We start from the raw sequence: 12475 nt of genomic DNA, 5'->3' as shown, positions 1-12475 counted from the left end.
ACGCGACACTAGGCAATCATCCAGTCAGCCGCTACATTGGCTGACTTGTGCCTGCCCTTCAGGCACCGCATTTCCCTCTTTTTTGAATACACGGAAACCGCAAAACTCCATCATGGACCCATCCCCTGGCTTGACCCTCGCGACACTCTTCGCCGATTTCGGCATGATTCTTTTTGCTCTGATCCTGGTTTTGCTCAACGGTTTTTTCGTTGCGGCGGAATTCGCCATGGTCAAATTGCGTTCGACCCGGGTCGAGGCCATCGCTGATAAAAACGGCTGGCGCGGGCACATCCTGCGCACCGTGCACAGTCAGCTCGATGCTTACCTGTCGGCGTGTCAATTGGGTATCACCCTCGCCTCGCTGGGTCTTGGCTGGGTCGGTGAACCGGCGTTCGCGCACATCCTCGAGCCGATCCTCGAAGCCGTCGGCGTGCAGTCGGCCGAAGTGATCAAAGGCGTGTCGTTCTTCGCCGCGTTCTTCGTCATCTCGTACCTGCACATCGTGGTCGGTGAGCTGGCCCCGAAATCCTGGGCCATCCGCAAACCCGAGCTGCTGTCGCTCTGGACGGCCGTGCCGCTGTACCTGTTCTACTGGGCCATGTACCCGGCCATTTACCTGCTCAACGCCAGCGCCAACACCATTCTGCGCATTGCCGGCCAAGGTGAACCCGGCCCTCATCACGAGCACCATTACAGCCGTGAAGAACTGAAACTGATCCTGCACTCCAGCCGTGGCCAGGACCCGAGCGACCAAGGCATGCGTGTATTGGCCTCGGCGGTGGAAATGGGCGAGCTGGAAGTGGTCGACTGGGCCAACTCCCGGGAAGACCTGGTGACGCTGGAGTTCAATGCGCCGCTGAAGGAAATCCTGGCGATGTTCCGTCGTCACAAGTTCAGCCGCTATCCGGTGTACGACAGCGATCGTCAGGAGTTCGTCGGCCTGCTGCACATCAAGGACCTGCTGCTGGAACTGGCGGCCCTGGACCACATTCCCGAGTCGTTCAACCTTGCCGAACTGACCCGCCCGCTGGAACGCGTGTCGCGCCACCTGCCGCTGTCGCAATTGCTGGAACAGTTCCGCAAGGGCGGCTCGCACTTCGCGCTGGTCGAAGAAGCCGACGGCAACATCATCGGCTACCTGACTATGGAAGACGTGCTGGAAGTGCTGGTCGGCGATATTCAGGACGAACACCGCAAGGCTGAGCGCGGGATCCTCGCGTACCAGCCGGGCAAGCTGCTGGTGCGGGGTGATACGCCGCTGTTCAAGGTTGAACGCCTGTTGGGCATCGACCTCGACCACGTCGAGGCCGAAACCCTCGCCGGGCTGGTCTACGAAACCCTGAAACGGGTGCCGGAAGAGGAAGAAGTGCTGGAAGTCGAAGGTTTGCGGATCATCATCAAGAAGATGAAAGGGCCGAAGATCATTCTGGCCAAGGTGTTGATGCTCGATTGATCGGTTAATCCAAGTCGGCGTCGCTCCCATCGCGGGCAAGCCCGCTCCCACAAGGTCAGTGCATAACCTGTGGGAGCGGGCTTGCCCGCGATGGCGTCAGAACAGACAACACATCATTGTTTGCCCAGCGCAAAGTTGGGCAATGCCCCCACCGGTTGATTGAACTGGTACGGAATCGACACCAGCCCCAACCCGGTATTGCGCTGCACCACAAAATGCAGGTGCGGCCCGCTGCTGTTGCCGGTATTGCCCGACAGCGCCAACGCACTGCCCACCGCCACCCGCTGCCCCTCGCGAACGCTCACCGAACCTTGCTTGAGGTGCAGGTACACGCCCATGGTCCCGTCATCGTGCAATACCCGCACGAAGTTGCCCGACGGATCGGTGCCGCGCCCGGTCTGGGCATTCTCGGTTTTCACCACCACCCCGCCACGCGCAGCGATGATCGGCGTGCCCTCGGGCATGGCAATGTCCATGGCATACCGGTTTTTAGGGCCGAAGTGGCTGTATTGGCCATTGGCACCCTGGCTCAAGCGAAACGGCCCACCACGCCAGGGCAACGGGTATCGATAGGCCATGGCGGCGCCTGAGGGGTCGCCCAGGGAATATTCAAACTTGGGGGCGTACACAAGCGGCCTTCCTGCCTGGGTGGCCGTGAGCAGCGCCAGACGAATGTTGCTGCGGGCCGGCATCACCCGGCGAATCGGTCGGCTCGGCGCGCCACTGACGTTCTTCAAGCCGGCGAAACTCAACTCGATCTCGACGGGCGCGTACAGGTCATTGCGCACGTACACGCTGTCCATGCCCTTCTGCTTCTTGATATCGACGTACACCTGACGCTCAAGGTGCTCGACCATGCGATCACGAAAAACGAACACCTGGGAGCCCTGCGTGGGGCGGTCACTGTAGGAGACCACGCCATTGGCGTCGATGGACTTGTAGATCGTCATGGCCACAGCCGAGGTGGAGGCCATGACAAGACCACAGAAAAACAGCAGGCGCGCGAGCATGGGCAAAGAGTCTGTCGAGTAAGGCCTGGGAAGGAGCCTAGCAGCTGCAATGGACCCGAGTAGTCGGCAGATGTTTCAAAATGGGCGGGTCAACAGATGTGTGGTGATTTCGAGGGCCCCTTCGCGGGCAAGCCTCGCTCCTACAGGTCGGTGGTGAACCTGTAGGAGCGAGGCTTGCCCGCGAAGACGGACTGTCAGGCGACGAAGATCAAGCGCCTGGGACGAAGTGCTTCTGCGCCGTGCCGCGGGCGATCAGGCGGGAGATGTAGTCGAGCTTCTGCGCATCCTGATCGACGAACCGGAAGGTCAGTTGCAGCCATTCGCTGTCAGGCTTCTGCTCGTGGGCGACGATGGCGTGCAGGTAACCGTTAAGGCGGGCGACTTCAGCATTGTCGCCCTGCTCCAGGTCAAGCACGGCGCTGTCGAGCACTTGCGGCAGGCTGTCGGTGCGTTTTACCACCAGCAGCGCTTCCTTGAGGCTCAAGGCCTTGATCACGCATTGCTGAATGCCGTTCGGCAGGCGCAGCTGGCCTTGGCCACGACCGCCTGCAGCCCCCACGGAGGCTGCAGGCGCCTTGACCGGCGGGCTGTTGAGCAAGCCACGGGACGGTGCGGCAGCCGGGGCTGGAGCGGGCGCGACTGCGGCAGCCTTGCCACCCGTCAATGCGTTCAGGGAGTCGTTACCGAACGCCGAGTTCATCTTGGTCGGCGCACTGTTCATCAAGGTGTCGAGCTTGCCTACCTTGTTCAGCGCCTGCTTGACCTTGGTCAGCAGTTGCTCGTTGGTGAACGGTTTGCTGACGTAGCCGGAAACCCCGGCCTGGATCGCTTGCACGACGTTCTCCTTGTCGCCACGGCTGGTCACCATCACGAACGGCATGGTCTTGAGGTTGTCCTGCTCGCGGCACCAGGTCAGCAGTTCCAGCCCGGACATTTCCGGCATTTCCCAGTCGCACAGCACCAGGTCGAACGCTTCCCGCGCCAGCAACGACTGAGCCTTCTTGCCATTGACCGCGTCTTCGATCCGGATCCCCGGGAAGTAGTTGCGCAGGCACTTCTTCACCAGGTCACGGATGAACGACGCATCGTCCACGACCAACACACTGACCTTACTCATCCATCACCCCTTTAAAAAATCCCGGCAAGCATACCGTCTTGCTGATGGCACATTGCCAAAAACCTTCAGTCACGCCGGGACTTTACGTTCGCGGGTGCTGCTGTCGACTTTATAAACCGCAAACAAAAACGCCCGGCCAAAAGGCCGGGCGCTTTTCTCAGGCAATCTTACTTATCGTCAACTTTGCCCGGAACATTAGCGCTTTCGCCACTTGTGCCTTCAACTTCTTCTTTCATGCGCTTGAGGCCCAGGTGACGTACGTCGGTGCCGCGCACCAGGTAAATCACCAGCTCCGAGATGTTGCGCGCGTGGTCGCCGATCCGCTCCAGGGAACGCAGCACCCAAATGATGCTCAAGACCCGCGAGATAGAGCGTGGGTCTTCCATCATGTAGGTCGCCAGTTCCCGCAGGGCGGTCTTGTATTCGCGGTCGATGATCTTGTCGTACTGCGCCACCGACAACGCCAGGTCGGCGTCGAAACGGGCAAAGGCGTCCAGTGCGTCGCGTACCATGTTGCGCACCTGGTCGCCGATGTGGCGCACCTCGACGTAACCGCGCGGGGCTTCGCCTTCTTCGCACAATTGAATGGCGCGGCGGGCGATCTTGGTGGACTCATCGCCGATGCGCTCCAGGTCGATCACCGACTTGGAGATGCTGATGATCAGGCGCAAGTCAGAGGCCGCCGGCTGACGACGGGCCAGAATGCGCAGGCATTCTTCGTCGATGTTGCGTTCCATCTGATTGATCTGGTCGTCGATTTCGCGAACCTGCTGGGCCAGGCCGGAATCGGCCTCGATCAGCGCGGTGACCGCATCGTTGACTTGCTTTTCAACCAGCCCGCCCATGGCCAGGAGGTGGCTGCGCACTTCCTCGAGCTCAGCGTTGAACTGCGCAGAGATGTGATGGGTAAGGCCTTCTTTACTAATCATGTTGGCGTCCTTGGAGCGTCCGGTAAGGTGCGGTGGACCGCAGCGTCAGTTCAATCAGCAACCACAGCTCCTAGCCGTAGCGACCGGTGATGTAGTCTTCGGTCTGCTTCTTCGCCGGATTGGTGAACAGGGTGTCGGTGTCGCCGAATTCCACCAGTTTGCCCATGTACATGAACGCCGTGTAGTCGGAAACCCGAGCGGCCTGTTGCATGTTGTGGGTCACGATGACGATGGTGAACTTCGATTTCAATTCGTAGATCAGCTCTTCGACTTTCAGTGTCGAGATCGGGTCGAGTGCCGAGCACGGCTCGTCGAGCAGCAACACTTCTGGCTCCACGGCGATGGTGCGAGCAATCACCAGACGTTGCTGTTGACCACCGGACAGGCCGAGTGCCGATTCATGCAGACGGTCTTTGACCTCGTCCCACAGCGCTGCGCCCTTCAACGCCCACTCGACGGCTTCGTCGAGGATGCGCTTCTTGTTGATGCCCTGGATGCGCAGGCCGTAGACCACGTTCTCGTAGATGGTTTTGGGGAACGGGTTCGGCTTCTGGAACACCATGCCGACGCGACGACGCAGCTCGGCCACGTCTTCGCCCTTGCGGTAGATGTTGTTGCCGTACAGGTTGATTTCACCTTCTACGCGGCAGCCATCCACCAGGTCGTTCATGCGGTTGAACGTACGCAGCAGCGTGGACTTGCCGCAGCCGGACGGGCCGATGAAGGCGGTCACGCGCTGTTTCGGAATGTTCATGCTGACGTCGTACAGCGCTTGTTTCTCGCCGTAGAACAGGCTCAGGCCCGGCACTTCGATGGCGACGGTTTCCTGCTCGAGGCTCAAGCTCTGTTTGTCGCGACCCAGAGCCGACATGTTGATGCCGTGGGTGTGTGCTTCGTGCTGCATGGGAGGCTCCCTGTGCTAACAAATTCGGTTCTTTGAACCGCTGGCCTCGTAGCCAGCGGCTTACTCAAAATCTCTATCGGACGCCGGTCCCTGTGGGAGCTGGCTTGCCTGCGATGCAGACGACGCGGTCTTTCAGGAACACCGCGGTGGTGCCATCGCAGGCAAGCCAGCTCCCACAAGGGGCCGCGCCGACCTGCAAATTTAACTGTCCAGTGCTTTGTATTTTTCGCGCAGGTGGTTACGAATCCACACCGCCGACAGGTTCAACGTGGCGATCACCAGCACCAGCAGCAGCGCCGTGGCGTACACCAGCGGCCGCGCGGCTTCGACGTTCGGGCTCTGGAAGCCGACGTCATAGATGTGGAAGCCCAAGTGCATGATCTTCTGGTCCAGGTGCAAGTACGGGTAGTTGCCATCCACCGGCAGCGACGGCGCCAGTTTCACCACGCCCACCAGCATCAGCGGTGCCACTTCACCGGCGGCGCGAGCCACGGCGAGGATCATCCCGGTCATCATCGCCGGGCTGGCCATTGGCAGCACGATTTTCCACAAGGTTTCAGCCTTGGTCGCGCCGAGGGCCAACGAGCCTTCACGCACGGTGCGAGGAATCCGCGCCAGGCCTTCTTCGGTCGCCACGATCACCACCGGCACCGCCAGCAGCGCCAGGGTCAGGGAAGCCCATAGCAGGCCCGGCGTACCGAAGGTCGGCGCCGGCAGTGCTTCAGGGAAGAACAACCGGTCGACCGAGCCACCCAACACATAAACGAAGAAGCCCAGGCCGAACACCCCGTAAACGATCGCCGGAACGCCCGCCAGGTTGTTCACGGCGATGCGGATAATCCGGGTCAACACGTTCTGCTTGGCATATTCGCGCAAGTAGACGGCCGCCAATACGCCGAACGGGGTAACGATCATGGCCATGATCAGCGTCATCATCACGGTGCCGAAGATCGCCGGGAAGATCCCGCCTTCGGTGTTCGCTTCACGCGGGTCGTCGCTGAGGAACTCCCACATCTTGCTGAAGTAGAAGCCGACTTTGGTAAAGGTGCCCATCGCATTCGGCTGGTAGGCGTGAACCACTTTGCCGATGCCGATTTCGAGCTCTTTGCCGTTGGCATCGCGAGCGGTGAGGCTGTCGCGGTTGAACTGCGCGTGCAAATCGCTCAGGCGTGCTTCGATGTCCTGATAACGGGCGTTCAGTTCGGCGCGCTCGGATTCCATGTCCGCTTGTGCGGTGGCGTCCAGTTGGCCTGCCAGTTCCAGTTTGCGACTGTGCAGACGGATGCGTTCCAGGCCGGCGTTGATCGCGCCGATGTCGGATTTCTCCAGGGACTTGAGCTGTGCCGCGAGCTTGTTGACGCGATCCACGCGCGCCTGCAGCTCTGGCCACGCGGCCTCGCCTTCAGCGATGACCTTGCCGTCCTGTTTGACGTTGACCAGGTAGCCGTAGAAATTGCCCCTCTCGCGACGCTCAATGGTCATCAGCTCTGGCGGCGTCTTCTGGTTGGTCAGCCACTCGCCGACGATCCAGGTGAAGTCGTTGCCGTTCAGGTCACGGTTGCCGACTTTGATCAGCTCGCGGGTCATGAACTCCGGGCCCTGATCGGGCACCGGCAAGCCAGCGCTTTTCAGGCGCTCGCGCGGCACTTCTTCTTTCTGTACCACTTCGCCGATGACCAGGTGATTAGCCTGGCCCGGTACGTCGTAGCTGGCGTGTATCAGGTCCGCCGGCCAAAAATGACCCAGGCCACGCACGGCAATCACTGCCAGCAGGCCAATGGTCATGATGACCGCGATGGACACCGCGCCACCGCTGATCCAGACGCCGGGGGCGCCGCTCTTGAACCATCCATTCAGGGAGTTCTGTTTCACAGACTTCTACCTTTCTTAAAGCGACGAGTATTTCTTGCGCAGACGCTGACGAATCAGTTCCGCGAGGGTGTTCATGACGAAGGTGAACAACAGCAGCACCAGCGCCGAGAGGAACAGCACGCGGTAGTGGCTGCCGCCGACTTCCGACTCCGGCATTTCCACCGCGACGTTGGCGGCCAGTGTGCGCAGGCCTTCGAACAGGTTCATTTCCATGACCGGGGTGTTACCGGTGGCCATCAGCACGATCATCGTTTCACCGACCGCACGGCCCATGCCGATCATCAGCGCCGAGAAGATGCCCGGGCTGGCGGTGAGGATCACCACGCGAGTCATGGTCTGCCACGGCGTAGCACCGAGGGCCAGGGAGCCGAGGGTCAGGCCGCGAGGCACGCTGAACACGGCGTCTTCGGCGATGGAGTAGATGTTCGGGATCACCGCGAAACCCATGGCCAGACCGACCACCAGTGCGTTGCGCTGGTCGTAGGTAATGCCCAGATCGTGGGAGATCCACATGCGCATGTCGCCGCCGAAGAACCAGGTTTCCATGTACGGGCTCATGTACAGCGAGAGCCAGCCGACGAACAGGATCACCGGGATCAGGATCGCGCTTTCCCAGCCGTCCGGCACTTTCAGGCGGATCGATTCAGGCAGGCGGCTGAAGATGAAACCGGCCACCAGGATGCCGATCGGCAGGAGCATCAGCAGGCTGAAGATGCCCGGTAGATGCCCTTCGACATACGGTGCGAGGAACAGGCCGGCGAAGAAACCGAGGATCACCGTCGGCATCGCTTCCATCAACTCGATCACCGGTTTGACCTTGCGGCGCATACCCGGAGCCATGAAGTAAGCGGTGTAGATCGCAGCGGCAACGGCCAGTGGCGCGGCCAGCAGCATGGCGTAGAACGCAGCTTTCAGCGTACCGAACGTCAGCGGGGACAAGCTCAGCTTGGGTTCGAAATCGGTGTTGGCGGCGGTCGATTGCCAGACGTATTTAGGCTCGTCGTAGTTCTCGTACCAGACTTTGCTCCACAACGCGCTCCAGGAAACTTCCGGGTGCGGGTTGTCCAGCAGCAGTGGGTGCAGCTTGCCGTCGGCTTCGACGATCACGCGGTTAGCCCGTGGCGACAGACCGAATACGCCTTGGCCTTCGGAAACCTGATCCACCAGCAACGTGCGGTGGGCGGTGCTGTGGAACACGCCAAGCTTGCCGGAAGCGTCGAGGGCAACGAAGCCCTTGCGGCGTTCTTCAGCGGTGATTTCAACAATTGGCGTGGTGCCCATCTGGAAGGTACGGATCTGCTTCAGGCGCAGTTCGCCATCCGGATCGCGAGCCATGAACCACTGGGCCAGGCCACCCTTGGAGTCGCCGAGGATCAGCGAGATACCGCCCACCAGTTGGGTACTGGCGGTGATTTGCGCTTCGCCGTCTTCAAGCAGTTTGTAGCGACCGTTGAGGCTCTTGTCGCGCAGGCTGAACACGTCGGCCTGGGCACGACCGTTAATCACGTACAGCCACTGCTGACGCGGGTCGACGAAGATGTTCTTCACCGGCTCGTTCATCTGCGGCAGATCGATGCGCTTCTGCTCGGTGGTCACTTCGCCGGTCATCATGTTTTCTTCGCTGGACAGCGAAAGCACATTGAGTTGCGAACCGGTGGCGCCGACCAGCATCAGGGTGGTGTCTGTGGCGTTAAGGCTGACGTGCTCCAGCGCCCCGCCCGCCTCATTCAACGCGATCGGCGCTTGACCGTACGGGTATTCGACAGCCGGCGAGATAGTCTTCTTGCCGTCCGGGTAGCTGACTTTATACGTGTGACGGAACACCAGCGCCTGACCGTTGGACAAGCCCACCGCGACCAATGGATGGCCCGGTTGGTCTTCGGCGATGGCGGTCACGGTCGTGCCGGCCGGGATCGGCAAATCGACGCGCTTGAGTTCGGCGCCACTGTCGATATCAAAGAACAGCGCCTGGCCCTTGTCGGAAACCCGCATGGCCACCTGGTTCTGTTCTTCCAGGGAGATCAGCAACGGCTTGCCGGCGTCTTGCATCCAGGCTGGTGTGATGGCGTCCTTGGCGGTCAGGCTCGCACCCTGGAACAGCGGCGCGACGACGTAGGCAAGGAAGAAAAAGATCAGCGTGATCGCGCCGAGAACGGCAAGGCCGCCCACAAGGACGTACCAGCGGGTCAGGCGATCTTTAAGCGCGCGAATACGGCGCTTGCGTTGCAACTCAGGCGTATTGAAATCAATTCGCTTGGGGGGATTAGTAGTCATGGTGGAATTGGCCAGATCATTCATGCGCACACCCTAGCGATCCTGTATGACAGAAAGATGACAATGCAGTGACGCAACAAATCCGCCGCCAGCGGAAACTGGCAGTGGACCGGAAATTTGGGGGGCCGGTATTGACCGGCATTTGTAGGAGCGAGGCTTGCCCGCGAAGGCGTCGGCACATTCAACATCACTGTTGGCTGACCCACCGCTTTCGCGAGCAAGCTTCGCTCCTACACAGGTCCGGGGCGAGCCCCGGGCCTAGGGTGTTACTTTTTTGCGACTTCAGCGCCGCCTTCCGCGAGACCCAGGTCAGCCAGTGCTTTTGCAGCAACCTTGGCTGGCAGTGGGATGTAGCCGTCTTTCACCACAACTTCCTGGCCCTGCTTGGACAGAACCAGTTTCACGAACTCGGCTTCCAGCGGGGCCAGAGGCTTGTTCGGGGCTTTGTTGACGTAGACGTAGAGGAAACGCGACAGCGGGTATTTGCCGTTCAGGGCGTTTTCTTCGGTGTCTTCGATGAAGTCAGTGCTGCCTTTCTTGGCCAGTGCCACGGTCTTCACGCTAGCGGTCTTGTAGCCGATGCCCGAGTAACCAACGCCGTTCAGCGAGGAGCTGATCGACTGCACGACCGAAGCCGAGCCTGGTTGTTCGTTGACGTTTGGCTTGTAGTCGCCTTTGCACAGGGCTTCTTCTTTGAAGTAGCCATAAGTGCCGGATACCGAGTTACGGCCGAACAGTTGAACCGGCTTGTTGGCCAGGTCGCCGGTCACACCCAGGTCGCCCCAGGTCTTGACGTCGGTTTTAGCGCCGCACAGACGAGTAGACGAGAAGATCGCGTCGACTTGTTCCATGGTCAGGTGCTGGATCGGGTTGTCTTTGTGTACGAATACAGCCAGGGCGTCCACGGCAACCGGGATTGCGGTTGGCTTGTAGCCGTACTTCTGCTCGAAGGCAGCCAGTTCGGTGTCCTTCATCTTGCGGCTCATCGGGCCCAGGTTAGCGGTGCCTTCAGTCAGCGCAGGTGGCGCAGTGGCGGAGCCAGCGGCCTGAATCTGGATGTTGACGTTCGGGTATTCTTTTTTGTAGTTCTCAGCCCACAGGGTCATGAGGTTGGCCAGGGTATCGGAGCCGACGCTGGACAGGTTGCCCGATACACCAGTGGTCTTGGTGTAGCTCGGGATCGCAGGGTCAACAGCGGCAACCGCGTTGGCAGTCGCAACGCCAGCAGCGACAAAAGTCATTGCCGCCATCAAACGCTTCAGTTTCATGCCTTACTCCTAGCAGATAGGGTGTGTTAAGTCGGGGCCAAGTATCAGCAGGCCGTGTGAACACTCTATGGCTGAAATATGACAATTGGATGAAAGGCCAGCATTCGGCTTTTTTGCAGGATATTTCGCGTCATCGTTCTTCGCGGGCAAGCCTCGCTCCTACAGGTCAACTGGATCCGTAGGAGCGAGGCTTGCCCGCGAAGGCGTCAGCGCAGACGATAAGAAAAGTCGGCTTAGCGCCCCTTCTTCCAAAGATAAGCGCCCACCAGAATCCCCACGCCACAAATAATCGCTACGTAGTAGGCCGGCCCCATCGGGCTTTCCTTGAGCAGCAGCGTCACGACCATCGGCGTCAGGCCGCCGAAGATGGCGTAGGCCAGGTTGTAGGAGAACGACAGGCCGCTGAAGCGCACCACCGCCGGGAAGGCTTTGACCATGACGTATGGCACGGCGCCGATGGTGCCGACCAGGAAGCCGGTCAGGGCGTACATCGGGAACAGCCATTGCGGGTGGTTGAACAGGCTGTGGTAGAAGGTCCACGAGCTGATCAGCAGCGCGGCGCTGCCAAACACGAACACCCGGCCAGCGCCGAAGCGGTCAGCCAGCGCACCAGAGATGACGCAGCCCACGCTGAGGAACACGATCGCCAGGCTGTTGGCCTGCAACGCAGTGGTTGGCGAGAAGTGATAAACCGTCTGCAACACAGTCGGAGTCATCAGGATGACCACGATGATGCCGGCGGACAGCAGCCAGGTCAGCAACATGGAAATCAGGATCGCCCCGCGATGGTCACGCAATACCGCACGCAGCGGCACCTCTTCAGCCAGCGCTTTGCGCAATTGCAGCTCGGCGAACACCGGGGTTTCGTGCAACCAGCGACGCAGGTACACCGAGAACAACCCGAACACGCCGCCCAGCAGGAACGGGATCCGCCAAGCGTAATCCGCGACTTCCACCGGGGTGTAAATGCTGTTGATCGCGGTGGCGACCAACGAGCCCAGCAAAATACCGGCCGTCAGGCCGCAGGTCAGGGTGCCGCAGGCGTAGCCGATGTGTCGTTGCGGCACGTGTTCGGAAACGAAGACCCACGCCCCCGGCACTTCACCGCCAATCGCCGCGCCCTGAATCACCCGCATCAGCAGCAACAGGATCGGCGCCCACATGCCTATCTGCGCGTAAGTCGGCAGCAGGCCCATGATCAGGGTCGGCACGGCCATCATGAAAATGCTAAGGGTGAACATCTTCTTGCGCCCCAGCAGGTCGCCGAAATGCGCCATCACGATGCCGCCCAGCGGCCGCGCCAGGTAGCCGGCGGCGAAGATGCCGAAGGTCTGCATCAGGCGTAGCCACTCGGGCATGTCGGCCGGAAAGAACAGCTTGCCCACCACCGTGGCGAAGAACACGAAGATGATGAAGTCGTAGAACTCCAGCGCGCCGCCGAGGGCAGACAGCGATAAAGTCTTGTAGTCGTTGCGGGTCAGCGGTCGTGCGGACTGTGATGGCTGCGCGATGCTCGAGGGCGCTGTGGTCATGGCAAGGGCTTCTCTTATAGTCGGATCTGCAACCCCAACAACGCTGGCGGAGGCTTGGGCAGGTCCGGCACGATAGCAAATTGTTCGAAAAAGCACATAGAGGTGCGTATTTGACG

9 protein-coding genes are annotated in these 12475 nt (G+C 60.5%); 1 reads left to right on the top strand and 8 read right to left on the bottom strand.

Translation table 11 applies throughout. The features are described from left to right. Nucleotides 1-112: 112 nt before the first annotated feature. Nucleotides 113-1453, top strand: a complete 1341-nt coding sequence (locus AEQ67_RS10690; RefSeq protein WP_059403836.1) for a hemolysin family protein — start codon at nucleotides 113-115, stop codon at nucleotides 1451-1453. 113 nt (nucleotides 1454-1566) lie between these two features. On the opposite strand, the gene AEQ67_RS10685 is transcribed toward AEQ67_RS10690, so the two are convergent. From AEQ67_RS10685 to AEQ67_RS10650, 8 genes are all read right to left on the bottom strand, one after another. Beyond that, entirely contained in the window at nucleotides 1567-2463 is an 897-nt protein-coding gene (locus tag AEQ67_RS10685) for a peptidoglycan DD-metalloendopeptidase family protein (RefSeq protein ID WP_059403835.1), read from the bottom strand. A gap of 208 nt (nucleotides 2464-2671) precedes the next feature. Continuing rightward, on the bottom strand, nucleotides 2672-3580 hold the full coding sequence (locus tag AEQ67_RS10680) for a response regulator (RefSeq protein WP_059403834.1): 909 nt from the start codon (nucleotides 3578-3580) through the stop codon (nucleotides 2672-2674). A 167-nt stretch (nucleotides 3581-3747) separates the two neighbouring features. Continuing rightward, complete coding sequence (gene phoU / locus AEQ67_RS10675; protein WP_059403833.1) at nucleotides 3748-4509, bottom strand: phosphate signaling complex protein PhoU; 762 nt, start codon at nucleotides 4507-4509, stop codon at nucleotides 3748-3750. 70 nt (nucleotides 4510-4579) lie between these two features. Next, nucleotides 4580-5413: a phosphate ABC transporter ATP-binding protein PstB gene (gene pstB / locus AEQ67_RS10670; protein ID WP_059403832.1), complete on the bottom strand. Its 834-nt coding sequence runs from the start codon at nucleotides 5411-5413 to the stop codon at nucleotides 4580-4582. Between the two features lie 201 nt (nucleotides 5414-5614). Beyond that, nucleotides 5615-7285, bottom strand: coding sequence for a phosphate ABC transporter permease PstA (gene pstA, locus AEQ67_RS10665; protein WP_059403831.1), 1671 nt, complete (start codon nucleotides 7283-7285; stop codon nucleotides 5615-5617). A 15-nt stretch (nucleotides 7286-7300) separates the two neighbouring features. Next, nucleotides 7301-9583, bottom strand: a complete 2283-nt coding sequence (locus AEQ67_RS10660) for an ABC transporter permease subunit (RefSeq protein ID WP_059403830.1) — start codon at nucleotides 9581-9583, stop codon at nucleotides 7301-7303. Between the two features lie 242 nt (nucleotides 9584-9825). Then, nucleotides 9826-10827, bottom strand: coding sequence for a phosphate ABC transporter substrate-binding protein PstS family protein (locus tag AEQ67_RS10655; protein WP_059403829.1), 1002 nt, complete (start codon nucleotides 10825-10827; stop codon nucleotides 9826-9828). 233 nt (nucleotides 10828-11060) lie between these two features. Beyond that, the gene (locus AEQ67_RS10650; RefSeq protein ID WP_059403828.1) at nucleotides 11061-12359 is read right to left on the bottom strand and encodes an MFS transporter; all 1299 of its coding nucleotides are present in this window, start codon (nucleotides 12357-12359) and stop codon (nucleotides 11061-11063) included. Nucleotides 12360-12475: the final 116 nt, after the last annotated feature.

This window comes from Pseudomonas sp. RIT-PI-q, from assembly GCF_001297125.1.
Lineage (GTDB): Bacteria > Pseudomonadota > Gammaproteobacteria > Pseudomonadales > Pseudomonadaceae > Aquipseudomonas.
This window is presented reverse-complemented; position numbering and strand designations above follow the sequence as displayed.

Excerpts from the sequence above, each read along its gene's own strand:
- AEQ67_RS10680 (WP_059403834.1), bottom strand. The coding sequence starts at position 3,580 with ATGAGTAAGGTCAGTGTGTTGGTCGTGGACGATGCGTCGTTCATCCGT.
- AEQ67_RS10660 (WP_059403830.1), bottom strand. The coding sequence starts at position 9,583 with ATGAATGATCTGGCCAATTCCACCATGACTACTAATCCCCCCAAGCGA.
- phoU (WP_059403833.1), bottom strand. The coding sequence starts at position 4,509 with ATGATTAGTAAAGAAGGCCTTACCCATCACATCTCTGCGCAGTTCAAC.
- AEQ67_RS10655 (WP_059403829.1), bottom strand. The coding sequence starts at position 10,827 with ATGAAACTGAAGCGTTTGATGGCGGCAATGACTTTTGTCGCTGCTGGC.
- AEQ67_RS10650 (WP_059403828.1), bottom strand. The coding sequence starts at position 12,359 with ATGACCACAGCGCCCTCGAGCATCGCGCAGCCATCACAGTCCGCACGA.
- pstB (WP_059403832.1), bottom strand. The coding sequence starts at position 5,413 with ATGCAGCACGAAGCACACACCCACGGCATCAACATGTCGGCTCTGGGT.
- AEQ67_RS10685 (WP_059403835.1), bottom strand. The coding sequence starts at position 2,463 with ATGCTCGCGCGCCTGCTGTTTTTCTGTGGTCTTGTCATGGCCTCCACC.
- AEQ67_RS10690 (WP_059403836.1), top strand. The coding sequence starts at position 113 with ATGGACCCATCCCCTGGCTTGACCCTCGCGACACTCTTCGCCGATTTC.